16 protein-coding genes are annotated in these 21,465 nt (G+C 72.5%); 7 read left to right on the top strand and 9 right to left on the bottom strand.

Annotation, left to right across the window (positions count from 1 at the left end; all coding sequences use genetic code 11):
* Positions 1-19: 19 nt before the first annotated feature.
* Positions 20-2,344: a helix-hairpin-helix domain-containing protein gene (locus AC3ET3_RS09645; RefSeq protein WP_435611973.1), complete on the bottom strand. Its 2,325-nt coding sequence runs from the start codon at positions 2,342-2,344 to the stop codon at positions 20-22.
* Complete coding sequence (locus tag AC3ET3_RS09650; protein WP_432134569.1) at positions 2,341-3,327, bottom strand: aldo/keto reductase; 987 nt, start codon at positions 3,325-3,327, stop codon at positions 2,341-2,343. The genes AC3ET3_RS09645 and AC3ET3_RS09650 overlap by 4 nt, the downstream gene beginning before the upstream one ends.
* A gap of 163 nt (positions 3,328-3,490) precedes the next feature.
* On the opposite strand from AC3ET3_RS09650, the gene AC3ET3_RS09655 reads away from it, so the two are divergent.
* Positions 3,491-4,546, top strand: a complete 1,056-nt coding sequence (locus AC3ET3_RS09655) for an LLM class F420-dependent oxidoreductase (protein WP_432134568.1) — start codon at positions 3,491-3,493, stop codon at positions 4,544-4,546.
* 221 nt (positions 4,547-4,767) lie between these two features.
* Positions 4,768-5,556 carry a ferritin-like domain-containing protein gene (locus AC3ET3_RS09660; RefSeq protein WP_435611974.1) on the top strand — a complete coding sequence of 263 codons (789 nt, stop codon included), beginning with the start codon at positions 4,768-4,770 and terminating at the stop codon, positions 5,554-5,556.
* A 19-nt stretch (positions 5,557-5,575) separates the two neighbouring features.
* Here AC3ET3_RS09660 and AC3ET3_RS09665 read toward each other — a convergent pair whose 3' ends face one another.
* Complete coding sequence (locus AC3ET3_RS09665; protein ID WP_432134566.1) at positions 5,576-6,571, bottom strand: magnesium and cobalt transport protein CorA; 996 nt, start codon at positions 6,569-6,571, stop codon at positions 5,576-5,578.
* A gap of 62 nt (positions 6,572-6,633) precedes the next feature.
* Between AC3ET3_RS09665 and AC3ET3_RS09670 the strand changes: the two genes are divergently transcribed.
* From AC3ET3_RS09670 to mshC, 4 genes are all read left to right on the top strand, one after another.
* Complete coding sequence (locus AC3ET3_RS09670; RefSeq protein ID WP_432134565.1) at positions 6,634-7,320, top strand: histidine phosphatase family protein; 687 nt, start codon at positions 6,634-6,636, stop codon at positions 7,318-7,320.
* Positions 7,321-7,418: 98 nt separating this feature from the next.
* Positions 7,419-8,009, top strand: coding sequence for a DUF3090 domain-containing protein (locus AC3ET3_RS09675; RefSeq protein WP_432134564.1), 591 nt, complete (start codon positions 7,419-7,421; stop codon positions 8,007-8,009).
* Positions 7,973-8,791 (top strand): SCO1664 family protein, encoded by an 819-nt coding sequence (locus AC3ET3_RS09680; protein WP_435611975.1) that lies wholly within the window; start codon positions 7,973-7,975, stop codon positions 8,789-8,791. Before AC3ET3_RS09675 ends, AC3ET3_RS09680 begins: the two co-directional genes overlap by 37 nt.
* 127 nt (positions 8,792-8,918) lie before the next feature.
* Positions 8,919-10,148 (top strand): cysteine--1-D-myo-inosityl 2-amino-2-deoxy-alpha-D-glucopyranoside ligase, encoded by a 1,230-nt coding sequence (gene mshC, locus AC3ET3_RS09685; protein WP_432134562.1) that lies wholly within the window; start codon positions 8,919-8,921, stop codon positions 10,146-10,148.
* A gap of 59 nt (positions 10,149-10,207) precedes the next feature.
* Here the strand turns inward: mshC and AC3ET3_RS09690 are convergent, their stop codons facing one another.
* From AC3ET3_RS09690 to AC3ET3_RS09715, 6 genes are all read right to left on the bottom strand, one after another.
* Positions 10,208-11,182 (bottom strand): PAC2 family protein, encoded by a 975-nt coding sequence (locus AC3ET3_RS09690; protein WP_432134561.1) that lies wholly within the window; start codon positions 11,180-11,182, stop codon positions 10,208-10,210.
* A gap of 133 nt (positions 11,183-11,315) precedes the next feature.
* Complete coding sequence (locus AC3ET3_RS09695) at positions 11,316-11,999, bottom strand: FadR/GntR family transcriptional regulator (RefSeq protein ID WP_432134560.1); 684 nt, start codon at positions 11,997-11,999, stop codon at positions 11,316-11,318.
* Between the two features lie 197 nt (positions 12,000-12,196).
* Positions 12,197-13,813 (bottom strand): glycerol-3-phosphate dehydrogenase/oxidase, encoded by a 1,617-nt coding sequence (locus AC3ET3_RS09700; RefSeq protein WP_432134559.1) that lies wholly within the window; start codon positions 13,811-13,813, stop codon positions 12,197-12,199.
* Between the two features lie 55 nt (positions 13,814-13,868).
* Positions 13,869-15,407, bottom strand: a complete 1,539-nt coding sequence (glpK, locus tag AC3ET3_RS09705) for a glycerol kinase GlpK (protein WP_432134633.1) — start codon at positions 15,405-15,407, stop codon at positions 13,869-13,871.
* Between the two features lie 89 nt (positions 15,408-15,496).
* Positions 15,497-16,291, bottom strand: a complete 795-nt coding sequence (locus AC3ET3_RS09710) for an MIP/aquaporin family protein (RefSeq protein WP_432134558.1) — start codon at positions 16,289-16,291, stop codon at positions 15,497-15,499.
* A 424-nt stretch (positions 16,292-16,715) separates the two neighbouring features.
* Positions 16,716-17,480, bottom strand: a complete 765-nt coding sequence (locus AC3ET3_RS09715) for an IclR family transcriptional regulator (RefSeq protein ID WP_432134557.1) — start codon at positions 17,478-17,480, stop codon at positions 16,716-16,718.
* 308 nt (positions 17,481-17,788) lie between these two features.
* On the opposite strand from AC3ET3_RS09715, the gene metH reads away from it, so the two are divergent.
* On the top strand, positions 17,789-21,313 hold the full coding sequence (metH, locus tag AC3ET3_RS09720) for a methionine synthase (RefSeq protein WP_435611976.1): 3,525 nt from the start codon (positions 17,789-17,791) through the stop codon (positions 21,311-21,313).
* Positions 21,314-21,465 lie beyond the last annotated feature (152 nt).

Raw genomic sequence — 21,465 nt, forward strand, 5'->3', positions numbered from 1 at the left:
GGCGCTCCCGGTCTTTCTCTCAGGGCTGGGTGCGCAGAAGGGCCGGCAGGCGGGTGGTGCGGGGCTTGGCCGCAACTCCGGCGACCGCCGCGGCAAGGGCCTGCTCGACACCGTGCACGACGGACAGATGGCGTTCGGCGCGGCCGAAGGCCGTGTACACCCAGGGGCGGGACAGCAACGGGGCCGCATCGCCGGGCAGCACCACAACGGCCGCCGGCCAGCGGCCGCCGACCGCCTGGTGCGCGGTCAGCGCCCACCCGTGCCGCACGGACTGCTCCACCCGCTCCTTCGGTACGACGACGGAGGTCCCCGCGCACGTCAGGCGCAGTCCCTCCGCGTCGGCCCCCACGACCTGACCCGGGACCGTACGGCCCGGCGCGGGGGAGTAGGCGATCCGGTCGCCGGGGTCGAAGCCGGCGAACCGGCCGGGGCCGGGATTCAGCCGTTCTTTCAGCGCGGCGTTGAGCGCCCGGGTGCCCGCCGCGCCTCCGTGGCCCGGCGTGATCACCACCGTCTGCTCCGGTGGCACCCCGAGGGCCCGGGGCACCGAGTCGGCAACGAGCTGCACCGTCCGGTGCACGGCCTCACCGGCGTCCCGCACCGGCACGATCACGATCTCCTTGCCGGGAGCCGCCACCTGGTTCAGCTCACCGACGCCGATCCCGGAGACCAGTTCACCGACCGGCCCCGGGTCGGGGGTGCGGGAGGCGATCTGCGGGCACGCGCGCGCGGTGAGCAGATCGGCGAACACCCGGCCCGGACCGGCCGACCACAGCAGCGCCGGGTCCCCGCTGAACACCAGCCGGGCCCCGTCCGGCAGCGACTCCGCGATCACGGCCGCGCCCTCCACGTCCAGCTGGGGCGCGTCCAGCACCACCAGGAGGTCCACGGCCAGCGCCCCGTCGGCGTCCCGGCCGGGTCCCTCGGCTCCGGAGAGCAGGTCGTGCACGGTGACGACGGTGCCGTCCTCGGCCCCGTCGAGCAGATCCGTGAGCCGCCGCGCGCCGTCCGGGGTGTGGCAGGCCGCGACCGCGCGCAGGCCCAGGGAACGGGCCGCGGCGACCAGCGCGGCCGGTTCGGCACGCGCCGCCTCGCCGCCGGTGTGCAGCACGAGGCCGTGTCCGGCGACGGCCCGGATCAGCTCCGCCGCGCTGCCGGACGCGTCGGACGCCGCCCGCTCCCACCGGGCGGTGTCCTCCTCGCTGAGCGAGTTGGCGATCCGGGTCAGGCCGTCGGCGAGGCTCTCCTCCGCGAGCGCGTACCGCTCCAGACCGACCAGCACCCGGACCGGGCGGGCCTCGCCGTCCTCGCCGTCCTCGTGGTCCGTGTCGCCCTCGTAGCCCGCGTCGCCTCCGTCTCCTCCGCCGACGGGGGTCCGTTCGCGGTCCCCGGGCCGCTCGGAGCCCTCGGACGGCCGCGGGGCGGGTGCGGTCGGCGTACCGGGTTCGTCCAGCGCGTCCTGGAAGACCAGCGCCTCGCCCTCCGCAAGGGTGCTCTGTACGGCCGCGTCGGCGTCCGGAACGCCCTGCCGGCCCAGCGCGGCGGTCAGCGCGGGCAGCTCCAGCGCGGTGTGCCCGGCGAGGGCCGCCTGCTCCAGCAGCCACACCGTCACCGCGCGGCCCCTGCGCTCGTCGTCCGGGCGGCACTCCGCGCCGAGCAGGGCCCGCGCGAACCCGTCGGCCTGTTCGGGCCGCACACCGGCGACCCGCAGCAACTGCCAGGGGTCCGACCGCAGCGCGTCGTCGGCGCCATCACCGAGCGCGGCGGCGACCTGCGGGGCCAGTGCCTCGGGTGCTCCGCCGGACGCCAGCACCGCCCGTACCGCGGCGACGGTCTGCGCGGCGGGCGCGGGGGCGGCCGCGGCTCCGGCGGCCACCGGCTGCGGGCGCCGTGCCGGCTCCGGCGCGGGGGCGGGGCGGCGCGGCGCGGGCTGTGGCTCGGCGAACACGGTGCTCGGCGGTTTCGCCCCGCTCTCCACGGCCCGCACGGCCGCGAGCAGATCGGCGGCCGTCCCGCTCAGTGCGGTCCCGCTCGCGATGGGCCCCGCCTTCTCGGCCTTGCGCCGCTCGATGCGTTCCCGCTCCAGCCGCTGGGCGGCGAGTTCGGCCTCCGCCTCGGAGAGCTGCGCCGCGCCGCCGTCCCCCGCGGCCGACCCGGCGCCCGCCGCGCCGGCTGTCCCCGCCGCGCCGGGCTCCTCCGGCGGGTCCGCTGCGTCCGGCGAGTCCGCCGAGTCCGACGCGTCGGACGTGTCCCTCGGAGCCCTGTCGCCGCCGCCGGTCGCGGGTTCCGGCAGCCCCGGGGCCTCCGGCTCCGTGTCCCGCGTGGTCTCCGGTTCCGTGCTCACAGCGTGCTCCAGTCGTGATCGGGATAGCGGTGCACGGGCGCCGACACATCGTCGAGCGCCCGGCAGATCTCGTCAGGAAGACTAAGCGCCTCCACTGACAAAGCCGCCGTGAGCTGCTGCGCGTTGCGCGCGCCGACGACCGGGGCGGTCACTCCGGGCCGGTCCCGCACCCAGGCGAGCGCGACCTGCAGCGGGGTGACCGCGAGCCCGTCCGCCGCGGTCGTCACCGCGTCCACGATCCGGCTCGCGGTGTCGTCCAGATACGGCTCCACGAACGGCGCGAAGTGCTCCGAGGCGCCCCGCGAGTCGGGCGGCAGGGCGTCGCCCCGGTACTTCCCGGTGAGCACGCCCCGGCCCAGCGGGGAGGACGGCAGCAGCCCGATCCCGAGGTCCCGCGCGGCCGGCAGCACCTCGCGCTCCACGCCGCGCTGCAGCAGCGAGTACTCCATCTGCGTACTGGCCAGCCGGGTCCGCGCCCCCGGCGCGGCCAGCTGCCAGGTGCCCGCCTTGGCGAGCTGCCAGCCGCAGAAGCCGGACACGCCGGCGTAGCGCGCGCGGCCGCTCGCGACCGCTATGTCCAGCGCCTGGAGGGTCTCCTCCAACGGGGTGTGCGGATCGAAGGCATGCACGTGCCACACGTCGACGTGGTCCGTGCCCAGCCGGTCCAGCGAGGCGTCCAGGGCCGCGAGGAGATGCCCGCGGGAGCCGTCGACGCGGCGGTCCGGGTCGGGCACGCTGCCCGCCTTGGTGGCGATGACCACCTCCCGGCGCGGAACCAGCCCGTCGATCAGCCGCCCGAGCAGATACTCGGCCTCCCCGTCGCCGTACACGTCCGCCGTGTCGACGAGGGTGCCGCCGGCCTCCCAGAAGGTCTTCAACAGGTCCGCGGCGTCATGCTCGTCGGTGTCCCGGCCCCAGGTGAGGGTGCCGAGCCCGATGCGGGACACGCGCAGGCCGGTCCGGCCGAGATGCCTCTGCTCCATGAACGCCGAGATTACTGGCCAGATATGCGCCGTGGGTTGCCTGTGGACAACGGAATTCCCGCCCGGTGGGCCCCGCTGCGGCGCACCGGGCCGGTCCCCGGGAGCCGCCCGCGCTAGGGTGCGGAACGACAGCGTCGTTACTGATCAGTAAGGGGAATCGGCCATGCAGCTAGGGATCAACCTCGGCTACTGGGGTGCCGGGATGGACGCGGACAACCTCGCCGTCGCCCAGGAGGCCGACCGCCTCGGGTACGCCGTCTGCTGGGCCGCCGAGGCCTACGGCTCGGACGCGGCCACCGTGCTCAGCTGGGTCGCCGCCCAGACCGAGCGGATCGACGTCGGCTCGGCCATCTTCCAGATCCCCGCCCGCCAGCCCGCCATGACCGCGATGACGGCGGCGACCCTCGACTCCCTCTCCGGCGGCCGCTTCCGCCTCGGCCTCGGCGTCTCCGGGCCGCAGGTCTCCGAGGGGTGGTACGGCGTCAAGTTCGACAAGCCGCTGTCCCGCACCCGCGAGTACGTCGAGATCGTCCGCAAGGCCATGGCCCGCGAGCGCCTGTCCCACGAGGGCGAGCACTGGACGCTGCCCCTGCCGGGCGGGCCGGGCAAGCCGATCAAGCTCACCGTGCACCCGCAGCGCGAGCACATTCCGCTGTACATCGCCGCGATCGGCCCGAAGAACCTGGAGCAGACCGGCGAGATCGCCGACGGAGCCCTGCTGATCTTCCCGTCTGCCGAGCACCTGGAGGACACCGCCCTGAAGCACCTGCGGGCCGGCCGGGAGAAGGCGGGCCTGACGATGGAAGGCTTCGACGTCTGCCCGACGCTCCCGCTCGCCGTCGGCGACGACCAGGACGTGGCGCGGCTCGCCGACACCTTCCGGCCCTACACCGCCCTCTACGTCGGCGGCATGGGCAGTTTCAAGCAGAACTTCTACAACCAGCTCGCCCGTCGCATGGGCTACGAGAAGGCCGCCGCCGACATCCAGGAGAAGTACCTGTCCGGCGACAAGGAGGGCGCCGCCGCCGCCGTACCGCACGACCTGATCGACGCCACCACGCTGCTGGGCTCGGTCGACCGGATCGCCGACCGGATGGCCGCCTACGCCGCGGCCGGCGTCACCACCCTCACCCTCGCCCCCGCCGGCTTCACGCTCGACGAGCGGCTCGCCTCCCTGCGCGCGGGCGTGACGGCGCTGGAGCGCGCCGGACTGGCGTAGCGGGGAGGAAGGTCACTGCGGCCGTGGTGGGGGCTCGGGGGTCTTCCCCGCCACGGCCGTCACCGGGAACAACGCGCCCGGGCGAGCCCGGTTACGCCCCGACGGCACCCGGCACGTCCTTCTTTCGGCCCAGCCGCCGGCACCCTGCTGTTGCAGGGCCCGCCCCGCCGCATTTGACTCGGTCTTCGCGGAAGCCTGCGGAACGCAGAGAGGTGCCCACCATGCTGTCGGCCAAGAGCCTGTTCCAGGAGATCCTCGACCACGACGAGTCCTTCGCGCTGTTCTGCTCGATCGCCGCCGGCGGTGAGGCCCAGGGCGGCTGGGAGAACGCCCGGATCGCCGCCCTCGTCCCGCCGGACGAGCGCGACCTCGCCCCCAGGATCGCCCGCCACGGCGCCGACGAGGAAAAGCACGGGCGCATCTTCAACGCACTGCTGAAGAAGCGCGGTCTCGAACCCGTCCCGGTCCCGCCCGACACCGACTACACCATGCTCCTGGAACGGGCGGGCATCGGCCTCGCGCACGAGAGGCTCAGGGCCGACCACCCGCTCACCGTCCAGGACATCGTCACCTACCTCGCTCACAGCAGGGTCACCGAACAGCGCGCCTCGGAGCAGATGGAACTGCTGCGCAAGCACTTCGCCGACCACCCCGACATCGGCCGCGCGGTGCGCATGATCTCCGCCGACGAGGACAACCACCTCGCCTACTGCCACGAGGAACTGCTGCGCCTCGCGCACGCCGGGCACGGCCGCGCCGTCCAGGGCGCCCTGCGCGCGTGCGCGCTCGCCGAGATCCGCGTCTACCGGGACGTCAGCCTCGCCGTCACCGCTCACATGGGCCGCCTCCTCGGCTGGCCCCGGGCCAAGTCGGCGGTGCTCGCGGCCGGCGTCCGCGCCGTGTACGCGTGGGAGCGCTTCGCGGGCTGGCGGCGCATGGTGTCCCTGGAGATGCCCGAGCGCCGCGACCCGCTCGGCCGCCCTGTGGCACCGGCCGCCAAGTTCGTCTGACCTACGGCCGGCCCCGGCTCTACAGCCAGCCCCGGCTCTTGAAGGTCCGGTACAGCAGCACCTCCAGGGCGGCCATCAGCGCGATCAGCGCCGGGTACGACCAGGGCCAGCGCAGCTCCGGCATGTGCTCGAAGTTCATGCCGTAGACGCCGGCCAGCATCGTGGGCACCGCGGCCATGGCCGCCCACGCGGAGATCTTCCGCATGTCGTCGTTCTGCCGTACGCCGGTCTGCGCCAGATGCGCCGAGAGCACGTCGGAGACCAGCCGGTCCAGGCCCTCCACCGAGTCGTTGACCCGGTTCAGGTGGTCGTGCACGTCCCGGAAGAAGGGTCGCGCCGTGTCCCGCACGTACGGCACCGCACCGCCGAGGCCCCCGCCGCCCGCCAGCCGCGTCAGCGGCATCCCCAGCGGGCCGGTCGCCCGGCGGAACTCCAGGACCTGCCGCTTGAAGCCGTAGATCCGCGAGGCGGTGTTCCGCGACCCGCCCACCTCCGGGGAGAACACCTCCGCCTCCAGCTCCTCCAGGTCGGTCTGCAGCTCGCGCGCCACCTCCAGGTAGTGGTCGACCACGGCGTCGCTGATCGCGTACAGCACGGCCGTGGGCCCCTCGGCGAGCATGTCGGGGTCGGCCTCCAGCCGGCGCCGCACGGCGGCCAGCGGCGCCCCCTCTCCGTGCCGGACGGTGACCACGAAGGAGTCACCGAGGAACACCATGACCTCGCCGGAGGACACGGTGTCGCTGTGCGGCTCGTACACGACCGGCTTGAGCACCAGGAACAGCGAGTCCTCGTAGACCTCCAGCTTCGGCCGCTGGTGCGCCTTGAGGGCGTCCTCGACGGCCAGCGGGTGCAGCGCGAACTCCTCGGTGACCCGGTCGAACTCCGGCTCCGTCGGCTCGTGCAGGCCGATCCACACGAAGCCGCCGGTGGCCCGGGCCGCCGCCAGCGCGGCCGAGAGGTCCCCGGCCGCCTCGGCGCGGTGTCCTTCGCGGTAGAGGGCACAGTCGACGATCACGGAGCGAATTGTCCCGCCGACCGGCCGCCTCCGCACCCGGGAGTGTGCCTACCCTGGGCGGCATGCCCACGCTGATCCTGGTCCGGCACGGCCGGTCCACCGCCAACACCTCGGGCGTGCTCGCCGGCCGTACGCCCGGCGTCGCCCTCGACGAACGCGGCGCCGCCCAGGCCGCCGCGCTGCCCGGACGGCTCGCCGCCCTGCCTCTGGCCGAGGTCGTCACCAGCCCCCTGCAGCGCTGCCGGGAGACCATCGGGCCCCTCCTCGACGCCCGTCCGGCACTGCGCCCGCACACCGAGGAGGGGATCACCGAGTGCGACTACGGCGACTGGAGCGGCCGCAAACTCGCCGAGCTGAACGACGAACCGCTCATGCAGGTCGTCCAGGCGCACCCGTCCGCTGCCGCGTTCCCCGGCGGCGAGTCCATGCGGGCCATGCAGACCCGCGCCGCCGAGGCGGTGCGTGAGTGGAACGCGCGCGTGGAGCGTGACCACGGCCCCGACGCCGTCTATCTGATGTGTTCGCACGGCGACATCATCAAGTCGCTCGTGGCGGACGCGCTCGGACTGCATCTCGACCTCTTCCAGCGGGTGTCAGTGGAACCGTGTTCCATCACAGCGATCCGTTACACCCGGACCCGCCCCTTTCTGCTGCGGCTGGGCGACACCGGCGACTTCGCCTCCCTCGCGCCGCGCGAGGAGCCGCCCGCCGAGGACGCCACGGTCGGGGGCGGCGCGGGCGCACCGTGATCGTCCCGCAGTAGGGTGAAGCGGTCCGCACCCGCGCGTGCCCGCATGGACGGCCGCACCAACCCCGCACGCACCCACGAATCCCATGGAGACAGGACGTGTCCCGTCAGGTGTTCCTCTACGACCCCCCGGACCGCTTCGTGGCCGGTACGGTCGGACTGCCCGGGCGCCGTACCTTCTTCCTCCAGGCCACGGCCGGTCCCCGAGTGACCAGCGTGGCGTTGGAGAAGACCCAGGTCGCCGCGCTCGCGGAGCGCATGGAAGAGCTTTTGGACGAGGTCGTGCGGCGCAGCGGGGGCAGTGCCTCCGTGCCCGCCGTGGCCCCCTCGGAGATCACCGACACCGCTCCCCTCGACACCCCGATCGAGGAGGAGTTCCGGGTCGGCACCATGGCCCTCGCCTGGGACGGCGAGGAACAGCGCATGATCGTCGAGGCGCAGGCCCTCGTGGAGCTCGACGTCGAGACCGAGGAGGACCTCGCCGCGGCCGAGGAGCGGCTGCTGCAGGACGAGGAGAACGGCCCGCCGATGCTGCGGGTCCGCCTCACCGGCGCCCAGGCCAGGGCCTTCGCCAAACGCGCCCTCGACGTCGTCAACGCCGGCCGGCCGCCGTGCCCGCTGTGCAGTCTGCCGCTCGACCCGGAAGGACACGTATGTCCGCGCCAGAACGGATACCGCCGCGGCGCGTGAGCGCCGCGCGACTGCTCGCCGAGGGCGTGCTCACCGTGCGCGGGCGCATCCGGGAAGCCTCCAACGCGGCCCTGTACTGCACGGTGGCGTACGAGGGCCGCGAGGCCGCCTGCGTCTACAAGCCGGTCGCCGGCGAGCGGCCGCTGTGGGACTTTCCCGACGGCACGCTGGCCGGCCGTGAGGCCGCCGCCCACGCGGTCTCCGAGGCGACCGGCTGGGGCCTGGTGCCGCCCACCGTGCTGCGCGACGGCCCGTACGGCGAGGGCATGTGCCAGCTGTGGATCGACGCCGAGCCCGGCGGCGAGCTGCTGGCCCTCGTCGACGGCGAGGAGCCCGCGCCGGGCTGGAAGGCGGTCGGGTTCGCCGAGGTCGGGGAGGGCCGCACCGCGCTGCTGGTGCACGCCGACGACGAACGGCTGCGGCGGCTCGCCGTCCTCGACGCGGTGATCAACAACGCCGACCGCAAGGGCGGCCATCTGCTGCCCGCCGGTGACGGGCGGCTCTACGGCATCGACCACGGCGTCACCTTCAACGTCGAGAACAAGCTGCGCACCCTGCTGTGGGGCTGGGCGGGGGAGCCCCTGACCGCGGAGGCCCTGACGGTCCTCAGGGGCCTCAGGGAGGCCCTGGAGCCCGGCGGGGAGCTGACGGCGGCCCTGGCCCCCCTGATCACCGCCGCCGAGACCGACGCCACACGCGCGCGTGTCGACGCGCTGCTCACCACCGGGACCCATCCGGAGCCGAGCGGTGAGTGGCCCGCCATCCCCTGGCCGCCGGTCTGAGGGGCCCACCGCCCGTCCGGCCGGCGAGTGGACCGCACACCACCCGGAAACCCGCAAGAGGGCCTTCCCGGCCAACTCGGCCCACTCCGGTTCGTATACCGAACTCCGGTCCGGTTAGGCTCATGACATGCATGCCTGGCCCGCTTCCGAGGTCCCCGCCCTGCCCGGTCAGGGCCGCGACCTGAGGATCCACGACACCGCGACCGGCGGCCTGGTCACTCTCGACCCCGGTCCGGTCGCCCGCATCTACGTGTGCGGCATCACCCCGTACGACGCCACCCACATGGGGCACGCGGCGACGTACAACGCGTTCGACCTCGTGCAGCGCGTGTGGCTCGACACCAAGCGGCAGGTTCACTACGTCCAGAACGTCACCGACGTCGACGACCCGCTGCTGGAACGCGCCCGGCGCGACGACCTCGACTGGGTGGCCCTCGCCGAGAAGGAGACCGCCCTCTTCCGCGAGGACATGACCGCTCTGCGGATGCTCCCGCCCCAGCACTACGTCGGCGCCGTCGAGGCGATACCCGGCATCGTGCCGCTCGTCGAACGACTGCGCGATCTCGGTGCCGCCTACGAACTCGAAGGGGACATCTACTTCTCCGTCGAGTCCGACCCGAACTTCGGCAGGGTCTCCGGACTCGACGCCGCCGCCATGCGCCTGCTGTCCGCCGAGCGCGGCGGCGACCCCGACCGGCCCGGCAAGAAGAACCCGGTGGACCCGATGCTGTGGATGGCCGCCCGGCCCGGCGAGCCCAGCTGGGACGGCGCCTCTCTCGGCCCCGGCCGGCCCGGCTGGCACATCGAGTGCGTCGCCATCGCGCTGGACCACCTCGGCATGGGCTTCGACGTCCAGGGCGGCGGCTCCGACCTCGCCTTCCCGCACCACGAGATGGGCGCCTCGCACGCCCAGGTCCTCACCGGCGCGTTCCCCATGGCCAAGGCCTACGTGCACGCCGGGATGGTCGCCCTGCACGGCGCGAAGATGTCCAAGTCCAAGGGCAACCTCGTCTTCGTCTCCACGCTGCGCCGCGACGGCGTCGACCCCGCCGCCGTCCGGCTGACCCTGCTCGCCCACCACTACCGGGCCGACTGGGAGTGGACCGACCAGGTGCTGGCCGACGCGGTCGCCCGACTCGGGCGCTGGCGCGCCGCCGTGTCGCGGCCCGACGGCCCGTCCGCCGACGCCCTCGTGGAGGAGATCCGCGAGGCCCTGGCCGACGACCTCGACGCCCCGGCCGCCCTCGCCGCCGTGGACCGCTGGGTCGCCCTCCAGGAGGAGCGGGGCGGTACCGACATCAGCGCGCCCGGCGTGGTCTCACGCGCCGTCGACGCTCTCCTGGGCGTGGCGCTGTAGCGACGCCGGACCCACAGCGAGGGGCGCGCCTCCCGACCCGGGAAGCGCGCCCCTCCTGCTCAGTCCTCCGACGAATCCTCGTCCTCGCCGCTCGGCTTGGGCGGTTTCGGCGGCCGGCTCCGCTCGCCGGGGGTGTCCCGCAGGTACGAGGTGCCCTCGCCGTCGGCCGTGGCGTGGCCGCCGGGCGGGCCGCCGCCGTCCCGGCGCCGCAGGTACCGCTCGAACTCCCGGGCGATGGCCTCGCCCGAGGCCTCCGGCAGCTCCGCGGTGTCCCGGGCCTCCTCCAGCGTCTGCACGTACTCGGCGACCTCGCTGTCCTCCGCGGCCAGCTGGTCCACGCCGACCTGCCAGGCGCGCGCGTCCTCGGGCAGCTCGCCCAGGGGGATGCGCACGTCGATCAGGTCCTCCAGCCGGTTGAGCAGCGCCAGCGTGGCCTTGGGGTTGGGCGGCTGCGAGACGTAGTGCGGCACGGCCGCCCAGAGACTGACGGCCGGCACGCCGGCATGGGTGCAGGCCTCCTGGAGGACGCCGACGATGCCCGTGGGGCCCTCGTACTTGGTCTCCTCCAGGTCCATGCGGCGGGCCAGGTCCGCGTCGGACGTGGTGCCGCTGATCGGCACCGGACGTGTGTGCGGGGTGTCGCCGAGCAGGGCGCCCAGGACCACCACCAGCTCCACGCCCAGCTCGTGCGCGAAGCCCAGCAGCTCGTTGCAGAACGAACGCCAGCGCATCGACGGTTCGATCCCGCGGACGAGCACCAGGTCGCGCGGCTTGTCGCCGCCGACCCGCACCACCGACAACCGCGTCGTCGGCCAGGTGATCTTGCGTACTCCGGCGTCCATCCACACCGTGGGCCGGTTGACCTGGAAGTCGTAGTAGTCCTCGGCGTCGAGCGCGGCGAACACCTCGCCCTTCCACTCCCGCTCCAGGTGCGCGACCGCGGTGGAGGCGGCGTCGCCGGCATCGTTCCAGCCCTCGAACGCGGCCACCATGACTGGGTCGATCAGCTCGGGAACCCCCTCCAGCTCGATCACCCAGCGCCTCCTTCCGACGTGCCCTCGCTTGACCACCCAACCTTACGGCGTGGCGCGGGGGCGCCCGCATCCCCCTTGCGCGGGGGAGTGAACGGATCACTGCCCCGCTCGCCACCCCCGGACACCCCGACGATCACGGTGCCGCTCCCAGCGAGCCGCGCAGCCACCGCTCCACGCTCGCGATGTGCACGGTCGCCCAGGAGCGCGCCGCCTCCGCGTCCCGGTCACGCAGGGCGGCCAGGATCGCGCGGTGCTCGCTCAGAGTGCGGGCGACCGCGTCCCGCTGGGTGAGACCCCGCCAGATCCGGGCCCGCGTGGTGGGGCCGGACAGACCGTCGAGCAGCGAACAGAGCACCGAGTTGCCGGCGCCGCGCACGATGTCCCGGTGGAACTCCAGGTCGGCGGAGACCAGTTCCTCCACGGACGGCCGCTCGCCGAGCCGGTCCAGCCGGGCGTCCAGGGCGTCCAGCTGCCGCTCGCTGACCCGCAGGGCCGCCATGGCGGTGGCGGCCGGCTCCAGGATGCGGCGCACCGCCAGGAACTCCAGCACGGTGTCGTCGCGGTGGAAGTCCACGACGAAGCTCAGCGCCTCCAGCAGCAGCTGGGGGTCCAGGCTGGTCACGTACGTCCCGTCGCCCTGGCGCACGTCCAGGATGCGGATGAGCGACAGAGCCCGTACGGCCTCACGCAGGGAGTTGCGGGACAGGCCCAGGTCGGCGGCGAGCTCGCTCTCCTTGGGGAGCCGGTCGCCGGGGCGCAGCGCGCCGGAGACGATCATGCCCTTGATCTTCTCGATCGCCTCGTCGGTGACTGCCATGACGGGCCTCCCGCTGACTCAGACATCGGATGTATCAGGTCATTATGGAGGCTGCAGGGACGGGCCGTGCGGCGACCACGTCGCCGTTCCAGGCCGCGGGCACGGCCCCGGGCGTGCCAAGGGGGCGGCTCCGCCGGCGGGGAGCCGCCCCCTTCGCGATGCCGGCCCCGGTCAGGGAGGTGGGCCGGCAGGCGCCGTCACTTCTTGTCGAGCAGGTCCTGGACCTTCGCACGGACCTCGTCCGTGGCCAGACCCCGGATCGTCAGCGTCGTACGGCGGCGCAGCACGTCGTCCGCCGTCTCGGCCCACTCGTGGTCGCGGGCGTAGACGACCTGCGCCCAGATCTCGGGCGCGTCGGGGTGGACGCGCTCGCTCAGCTCGGGGTGCTCGTTCGCCAGGCGCGCGATGTCGAAGGCCAGCGAGCCGTAGTGGGTCGCCAGGTGCTTCGCGGTGTCGGCCGCCATCCGCGGGCCCGGCGCCGGGTTGTCGACCAGCAGCCGGTGGGCGACCGCGCGCGGGTTGGCGACACCGGGCAGCGGCAGCTTCTTCGGCAGCGAGGAGATCGGCTCGAAGTCGTCGCCGAGCGGGTGGCCCGGCAGCGACTCCAGCTTCTGCATCACCGTACGGCCGATGTGCCGGAAGGTGGTCCACTTGCCGCCCGCGACGGACAGCATGCCGCCCCGCCCCTCGGTGACCACCGTCTCGCGCTTGGCCTTCGCCGTGTCGCCGGGGCCGCCCGGCAGCACCCGCAGACCGGCGAACGCGTAGGTGATCAGGTCGCGGTCCAGTTGCTGGTCGCGGATGGAGAAGGCGGCCTCGTCCAGGATCTGGGCGATGTCCTTGTCGTTGACCGCGACCTCGGCCGGGTCGCCCTCGTACTCCTCGTCCGTGGTGCCGAGCAGCAGCATGTCCTCCCAGGGGAGGGCGAAGGTGATGCGGTACTTGTCGATCGGCGTGGCCAGCGCGGCCCGCCACGGGGCGGTCCGCTTCAGGACCAGGTGGGCGCCCTTCGACAGCCGGATCGACGGCGCGGCGTTCGGGTCCTCCATGCGCCGCAGGTGGTCGACCCAGGGGCCGGTGGCGTTGAGCACCAGCCGCGCGTCGACGCCGAACTCGTCGCCGGACAGGCGGTCCCGGAGCTCGGCGCCCGTCACCCGGCCGCGGGTGAAGCGCAGCCCGGTGACCTCGGCGTGGTTGAGGACGGCGGCACCGGCGTCGACGGCCGCACGGACCGTCATCAGCGCCATGCGCGCGTCGTTCATCTGGTCGTCGCCGTAGACGGCGACGGCCTTGAGGTTGTCGGTGCGCAGCTCGGGCACGTCCTGCGCCGCCTTCGCGGGGGAGAGCAGGTGGCCCACCCCGTCACCGAAGGCGGAGAGCGCGGAGTAGGCGAAGACGCCCGCCCCGAGCTTCGCCGCGCCGTGCGGCCCGCCCTTGTACACCGGGAGGTAGAAGGTGAGCGGGTTCGCCAGGTGGGGGGCCACCTGGCGGGAGACCGCACGGCGCTCGAAGTGGTTCTCCGCCACCAGCTTCACCGCGCCGGTCTGCAGGTAGCGCAGACCGCCGTGGAGCAGCTTCGAGGAGGCGGAGGAGGTGGCGCCGGCGAAGTCGCCGGCGTCGACCAGTGCCACCCTGAGACCGGACTGCGCGGCGTGCCAGGCGGTGGAGATGCCCAGGATGCCGCCGCCGATGACGAGAAGGTCGTACGACGCCTTGGAGAGCCGCTCCCGGGTCTCGGCGCGGCTCGGCAGGGAGCCGGAGGCCGGGCGCGTGCCCAGGGCAGGTATGGACTGCAGGGTGGACTGACTGGTCATGTCGGGTTTGTACTCCTCATCAGAGCTCGCCTAGAAGAGCGTTCGTAGGCTGTCGTCAGCTCTCGTCGTCCTCGAGCCAGCCCATGGTCCGCTCGACGGCCTTGAGCCAACTCTTGTACTCACGGTCGCGGGTGTCCGCGTCCATGCGGGGGGTCCACTCGGCGGCCCGCCGCCAGTTGGCGCGCAGGTCGTCGGTGCTGGTCCAGAAGCCGACGGCGAGACCGGCGGCGTAGGCGGCGCCGAGGCAGGTGGTCTCGGCGACCATCGGGCGCACCACGGGCGCGTCCAGGACGTCGGAGAGCGTCTGCATCAGCAGGTTGTTGGAGGTCATGCCGCCGTCGACCTTCAGTGCGGCGAGCTCGACGCCGGAGTCCTTCGTCATGGCGTCGGAGATCTCCCGGGTCTGCCAGGCGGTGGCCTCCAGTACGGCGCGCGCGAGGTGCGCCTTGGTGACGTACCGGGTCAGGCCGGCGATCACACCGCGCGCGTCCGGACGCCAGTACGGCGCGAACAGGCCGGAGAAGGCCGGCACGAAGTAGGCGCCGCCGTTGTCCTCGACGGAGAGCGCGAGCGTCTCGATCTCGGCGGCGGTGGAGATCAGGCCCATCTGGTCGCGCATCCACTGCACCAGCGAACCGGTGACGGCGATCGAGCCCTCCAGGGCGTAGACCGGCGCCTGGTCCCCGATGCGGTACCCGACCGTGGTCAGCAGGCCGCTGTACGAGTTGATGATCTTCTCACCGGTGTTCATCAGCATGAACGTGCCGGTGCCGTACGTCGACTTGGCCTCACCCTCGGCGAAGCAGGTCTGGCCGAACAGCGCGGCCTGCTGGTCGCCGAGCGCGGAGGCGACCGGGATGCCGCCGAGCAGGTCGCCCAGCTTGCCGCCGGTGATCTCGCCGTAGACCTCGGCGGAGGAACGGATCTCGGGCAGCATCGCCATCGGCACGCCGATGGACTCGCAGATCTTGTCGTCCCACTCCAGCGTGTGGAGGTTCATCATCAGGGTGCGGGAGGCGTTGGTGACGTCGGTGTAGTGCTTGCCGCCGTTGACACCGCCGGTCAGGTTCCAGATGACCCAGGTGTCCATGGTGCCGAAGAGGATGTCGCCGGCCTCGGCGCGCTCGCGCAGGCCCTCGACGTTGTCCAGCAGCCAGCGCGCCTTGGGGCCGGCGAAGTAGGAGGCCAGCGGCAGGCCGGTCTCGCGGCGGAAGCGGTCCTGGCCGACGTTGCGGCCGAGCTCCTTGCAGAGGGCGTCGGTGCGGGTGTCCTGCCAGACGAGGGCGTTGTGGACGGGCTCACCGGTGTTCTTGTCCCACAGCAGCGTGGTCTCGCGCTGGTTGGTGATGCCGATGGCCTTGATGTCGTCGCGGGTGATGCCGGCCTTGGCGACGGCTCCGGCGACGACCTCCTGGACGTTGGCCCAGATCTCGTTGGCGTCGTGCTCGACCCAGCCCGGCTTCGGGAAGATCTGCTCGTGCTCCTTCTGGTCGACGGAGACGATGCGGCCGTCCCGGTCGAAGACGATGCAGCGGCTGGAGGTGGTGCCCTGGTCGATGGCTGCGATGAACGGGCCGTGCCCGTGGGAGGAGATACCGGCGTGGGCGTCGGTCACTGTGTGCTCCTGGGTTCCGTGGTCGGGGGGACTGTTTCTACTGGTGCTCAGGGCTAAAAGCGGCTGCTTCAGGCGAAAGCGACGTTGTAGATGCCTGCCGCGATGGCGCCGCCGATCAGCGGACCGACCACCGGGATCCATGCGTAGGCCCAGTCGGAGCCGCCCTTGTTGGGCAGGGGCAGGAGGGCGTGGACGATGCGCGGGCCGAGGTCACGCGCCGGGTTGATGGCGTAGCCGGTCGGACCGCCGAGCGAGAGGCCGATGCCGACGACCACGAAAGCGGTGATCAGGGCGCCCAGGGTGCCCAGGCCGTTGCCCTGGTCGTTCAGGCCCTGGGTGAGGACCGCGAGCACGAGCACGAAGGTACCGATGATCTCGGTGGCCAGGTTCTGTGCCACGTTGCGGATCTCGGGGCCGGTGGAGAAGACACCCAGGACCGGGCCGGCGCCCTCCTCCTGGGCCTCGACGGCCTTGGCCCTGGTGTCCTGCGCACCCGGACCGCCGACGATCTCCTTGTCGGTCAGGTGTGCGTGGAACTGGCCGTAGTAGGCGAGCCAGACGAGGGTCGCGCCGATCATGGCGCCGAGCAGCTGTCCGCCCAGGTAGGTGGGGACGTTGCTCCACTCGCCGTCCTTGATCGCGATGCCGAGCGTCACGGCCGGGTTGAGGTGGGCGCCGGACAGGGGCGCCGAGATGTAGACGGCCGTCATGACCGCGAAGCCCCACCCGAGGGTGATGGCGAGCCAACCGGCGTTTCGTGCCTTGGAGGCCTTGAGTACGACAGCGGCGACGACGCCGCCGCCGAGCAGGATGAGTATGGCGGTACCGATGGTCTCGCCGATGAAGATGTCGGAGCTGGACACCCGCGACTCCTTTGTCCTTCGTCCAGGGGTAACCGAACCCCGGGTCCCTCCGGGGGTCTGGCGCCCTCGGGGGTGAGAGCGATGCCGGCCCTTGGCGTTGTCACACTCTAGCGCGTATTGCCGGTAGGTGTTCGACAATGCCGACCGATGGACGGGAGTCTTGTCGCGGCGTCACACGTGCGTCAAGAGTTCTGTTATCGAAAACCTGATCGTTACTGATCGATGCGGGTTATTGATCTGCCAGTGGGTCGGCTGGGGATGTGTACAGATTCGCCCCAAATGACCAAGCGGGCAACGCAAAACCGGGGCGCCGTAGGGCGCCCCGGTGTGGGCCGGAGGAGGCCGGAGGAGGCCGGAAGGGACGGGAGAGGGTGGCGGAGGGCGGGGCGGCGGGGGAGCGGGCCGGAGAAAGGGGCAGGGGGGTCTAGAACCGCCCGGCACCGAGGTCCCGCGACACCGCGCGGGCGCAGTCCCGTACCGCCGCTATCAGCTCCGGCCGCAGCTCACCGTCGCGGCACACCCGCTCCACGGCGCCGGTGATGCCGACCGCCCCCACCGGCATGCGCCGGCGGTCGTGGATGGGGGCGGCGACGGACGCCACGCCCTCCCAGGTCTCCTCCACGTCGGCGGCCCACCCGCGCGCGCGGGTGAGGTCGAGGATCTGCTCGAAGTCGTCCAGGTCGGACACCGTCCGGTCCGTGAAGGCCTTGCGGTCGGCCTCCAGGGCCTCGCTGTGCGCCACGGGGTCGTAGGCCGACAGCACCTTGCCCAGGGCCGTGGAGTGCAGCGGCTGCATGGCCCCGATCTCCAGTACCTGGCGGCTGTCGTCGGGGCGGAAGACGTGGTGCACCACCAGCACCCCCTGCTGGTGCAGCACCCCCAGGTGGACGCTCTCCCCGCTGGCCCGGGCCAGGTCGTCCGTCCACACCAGGGCCCGCGCGCGGAGTTCGTGCACGTCGAGGTAGGTGGTGCCCAGCCGCAGCAGTTCCGCCCCCAGCTGGTAGCGCCCGGAGGGTTCGTCTTGCTCGACGAAGCCCTCCTGCTGCAGGGTGCGCAGAATGCCGTGCGCGGTCCCCTTGGCCAGGCCCAGCGACGAGGCGATGTCCGACAGGCCGAGCCGTCGCTCGCCGCCCGCGAGCAGCCGCAGCATCGCGGCCGCCCTTTCGAGCGACTGGATGTTCCGTGCCATCGCTCCCCTGCCTCCGTCCCCTCGACCCGTCCGGCCGTCCGTGTCCCACGTGAGTCCGTGGAGTCATCGTTCGGCAATGCCGAACACTACCGGTCCATGCCGACCTCCCGCTAATGGTCCGGCGATGCGTTTCGGCCGACCCGGTCGGCCCCGGCGGTCCCCGCGCCGCCCGTCCGGCCCGTGGACGCCCTGACCATAAGCCCTCGGTCCCGGCTACTCTGACGGCGTGCCCTTCCCCGGGGCCGCGGTCCGCGCGCGTTCCGGGGGACCGCAAAGCCGACAGCCGTCGCACCCGAGGGAGCCCTTTCATGGCCTCTGTGCCGCTGACCCCTTCCGCCGACAGCCGGACCCGTGTGTCCGCGCTCCGTGAGGCCCTTGCCACCCGTGTGGTCGTGGCCGACGGAGCCATGGGCACGATGCTCCAGGCCCAGGAGCCCACGCTCGAGGACTTCGAGCAGCTCGAAGGCTGCAACGAGATCCTCAACCTCACGCGGCCCGACATCGTGCGCTCCGTCCACGAGGCGTACTTCGACGCCGGTGTGGACTGCGTCGAGACCAACACCTTCGGCGCCAACCACGCGGCCATGGCCGAGTACGACATCGCCGACCGCGTCCACGAGCTCTCCGAGGCCGGCGCCCGCGTCGCCCGCGAGACCGCCGACGCCTACACCGCGCGCGACGGGCGGCAGCGCTGGGTGCTGGGCTCCATCGGCCCCGGCACCAAGCTGCCCACGCTCGGCCACGTCCCGTACGCCACGATCCGCGACGGCTTCCAGCAGAACGCCGAGGGCCTGCTCGCCGGCGGGGCCGACGCCCTGATCGTGGAGACCACCCAGGACCTGCTGCAGACCAAGGCCTCCATCCTCGGTGCCCGCCGCGCCATGGACGCCACCGGCGTCGACGTCCCGCTGCTGGTCTCCATGGCGTTCGAGACCACCGGCACCATGCTGCTCGGCTCCGAGATCGGTGCCGCGCTCACCGCGCTGGAACCGCTCGGCGTCGACATGATCGGCCTGAACTGTTCCACCGGCCCCGCCGAGATGAGCGAGCACCTGCGCTACCTCGCCCGCCACTCGAGGATCCCGCTGCTGTGCATGCCGAACGCCGGCCTGCCCGTCCTCACCAAGGACGGCGCGCACTTCCCGCTCGGCCCCGAGGGTCTGGCGGACGCCCAGGAGAACTTCGTCAAGGACTACGGCCTCTCCCTGATCGGCGGCTGCTGCGGCACCACCCCTGAGCACCTGCGCCAGGTCGTCGAGCGGGCCCACCGCCTGGCCCCGGCCGAGCGCAGCCCCCAGCCCGAGCCGGGCGCCGCCTCCCTCTACCAGACCGTCCCGTTCCGCCAGGACACCTCCTACCTCGCGATCGGCGAGCGCACCAACGCCAACGGCTCCAAGAAGTTCCGCGAGGCCATGCTGGAGGGCCGCTGGGACGACTGCGTGGAGATCGCCCGCGAGCAGATCCGCGAGGGCGCGCACATGCTCGACCTGTGCGTGGACTACGTCGGCCGCGACGGCGTCGCCGACATGGAGGAACTGGCCGGGCGCCTGGCCACCGCCTCCACCCTGCCGATCGTGCTGGACTCCACCGAGGTCGACGTCATCCGTGCCGGCCTGGAGAAGCTCGGCGGCCGCGCGGTGATCAACTCGGTGAACTACGAGGACGGCGACGGCCCCGAGTCCCGGTTCGCCAAGGTCACCAGGCTCGCCCAGGAGCACGGCGCCGCGCTGATCGCCCTGACCATCGACGAGGAGGGCCAGGCCCGCACCGCCGAGAAGAAGGTGGAGATCGCCGAACGGCTGATCGCGGACCTGACCGGCAACTGGGGCATCCACGAGTCGGACATCCTCATCGACTGCCTGACCTTCACCATCTGCACAGGCCAGGAGGAGTCCCGCGGGGACGGCATCGCCACCATCGAGGCGATCCGAGAACTCAAGCGCCGCCACCCCGACGTGCAGACCACCCTGGGACTGTCCAACATCTCCTTCGGCCTCAACCCGGCCGCGCGCATCCTGCTGAACTCCGTCTTCCTCGACGAGTGCGTCAAGGCCGGCCTGGACTCCGCCATCGTCCACGCCTCGAAGATCCTTCCCATCGCCCGGTTCGACGAGGAGCAGGTCCGCACCGCCCTGGACCTGATCCACGACCGCCGCGCCGAGGGCTACGACCCGCTCCAGAAGCTCATGCAGCTCTTCGAGGGGGCCACGGCGAAGTCGCTCAAGGCCGGCAAGGCCGAGGAACTGGCCGCGCTGCCCCTGGAGGAGCGCCTCAAGCGCCGCATCATCGACGGCGAGCGCAACGGCCTGGAGGCCGACCTCGACGAGGCCCTGCGGGAGCGGCCCGCCCTGGACATCGTCAACGAGACCCTGCTGGACGGCATGAAGGTCGTCGGCGAGCTGTTCGGCTCCGGCCAGATGCAGCTGCCGTTCGTCCTGCAGTCCGCCGAGGTCATGAAGGCGGCCGTCGCCCACCTCGAACCCCACATGGAGAAGAGCGACGACGGCGAGGACGCGGGCAAGGGCACGATCGTCCTGGCGACCGTGCGCGGCGACGTCCACGACATCGGCAAGAACCTCGTCGACATCATCCTGTCCAACAACGGCTACAACGTCGTCAACCTCGGTATCAAGCAGCCGGTCTCCGCGATCCTGGACGCCGCCGAGGAGCACCGGGCCGACGTGATCGGCATGTCCGGGCTCCTGGTGAAGTCCACAGTGATCATGAAGGAGAACCTGGAGGAGCTGAACGCCCGCGGCCTCGCCGCCCGCTTCCCGGTCATCCTCGGCGGCGCCGCCCTCACCCGGGCCTACGTCGAGCAGGACCTGCACGAGATCTACCAGGGCGAGGTCCGCTACGCCCGCGACGCCTTCGAGGGCCTGCGCCTGATGGACGCCCTCATCGGCGTCAAGCGGGGCGTGCCCGGCGCCGCGCTTCCCGAGCTGCGGCAGCGCCGGGTCAGGAGCGCCGCCGCCGTCCAGGTCGAGGAGCGCCCTCAGGAGGGCCACGTCCGCTCCGACGTCGCCACCGACAACCCGGTGCCCGCCCCACCGTTCTGGGGCACCCGGATCCACAAGGGCATCCCGCTCAAGGAGTACGCCGGCTGGCTCGACGAGGGCGCCCTGTTCAAGGGCCAGTGGGGCCTGAAGCAGGCCCGCACCGGTGAGGGGCCCACGTACGAGGAACTGGTCGAGACCGAGGGCCGCCCCCGCCTGCGCGGCCTGCTGGACCGGCTGCAGACCGACAACCTCCTCGAAGCGGCCGTGGTCTACGGCTACTTCCCCTGCGTGTCCAAGGACGACGACCTGATCATCCTGGACGACGCCGGCAACGAGCGCACCCGCTTCACCTTCCCGCGCCAGCGCCGAGGCCGCAGGCTGTGCCTGGCCGACTTCTTCCGCCCGGAGGAGTCCGGGGAGAGGGACGTCGTGGGCCTCCAGGTCGTCACCGTGGGCTCCCGGATCGGCGAGGAGACCGCCCGGCTGTTCGAGTCCGACGCCTACCGGGACTACCTCGAACTGCACGGCCTGTCCGTGCAACTGGCGGAGGCGCTGGCCGAGTACTGGCACGCGCGGGTGCGTTCGGAGCTGGGCTTCGCTGGCGAGGACCCCACCGAGATCGAGGCCATGTTCGAACTGAAGTACCGCGGCGCCCGCTTCTCCCTGGGCTACGGCGCCTGCCCCGACCTGGAGGACCGCGCCAAGATCGCCGAACTCCTCCAGCCCGAACGGATCGGCGTCCACCTCTCGGAGGAGTTCCAGCTCCACCCCGAGCAGTCCACGGACGCCATCGTGATCCACCACCCCGAGGCCAAGTACTTCAACGCACGCTGAAGGAGCCCCCGGCGCCATCCGCCGGGTGCCCCCCCCGGCGGAGATTTCAAACGAGGCGCTTCGGACGCGCGAGTCGTACACTGGTCGGTCCACCGCAGGCCGGTTGCCCCCTTCGTGGAATGGTGCAACCGGCCTGCTCGTCCCCCAAGGAG

It is taken from the genome of Streptomyces sp. bgisy159 (assembly GCF_057707805.1).

Excerpts from the sequence above, each read along its gene's own strand:
- AC3ET3_RS09670 (WP_432134565.1), top strand. The coding sequence starts at position 6,634 with ATGCCCACGCTGATCCTGGTCCGGCACGGCCGGTCCACCGCCAACACC.
- AC3ET3_RS09700 (WP_432134559.1), bottom strand. The coding sequence starts at position 13,813 with ATGACCAGTCAGTCCACCCTGCAGTCCATACCTGCCCTGGGCACGCGC.
- AC3ET3_RS09680 (WP_435611975.1), top strand. The coding sequence starts at position 7,973 with ATGTCCGCGCCAGAACGGATACCGCCGCGGCGCGTGAGCGCCGCGCGA.
- AC3ET3_RS09650 (WP_432134569.1), bottom strand. The coding sequence starts at position 3,327 with ATGGAGCAGAGGCATCTCGGCCGGACCGGCCTGCGCGTGTCCCGCATC.
- AC3ET3_RS09695 (WP_432134560.1), bottom strand. The coding sequence starts at position 11,999 with ATGGCAGTCACCGACGAGGCGATCGAGAAGATCAAGGGCATGATCGTC.
- mshC (WP_432134562.1), top strand. The coding sequence starts at position 8,919 with ATGCATGCCTGGCCCGCTTCCGAGGTCCCCGCCCTGCCCGGTCAGGGC.
- metH (WP_435611976.1), top strand. The coding sequence starts at position 17,789 with ATGGCCTCTGTGCCGCTGACCCCTTCCGCCGACAGCCGGACCCGTGTG.
- AC3ET3_RS09660 (WP_435611974.1), top strand. The coding sequence starts at position 4,768 with ATGCTGTCGGCCAAGAGCCTGTTCCAGGAGATCCTCGACCACGACGAG.
- AC3ET3_RS09715 (WP_432134557.1), bottom strand. The coding sequence starts at position 17,480 with ATGGCACGGAACATCCAGTCGCTCGAAAGGGCGGCCGCGATGCTGCGG.
- AC3ET3_RS09655 (WP_432134568.1), top strand. The coding sequence starts at position 3,491 with ATGCAGCTAGGGATCAACCTCGGCTACTGGGGTGCCGGGATGGACGCG.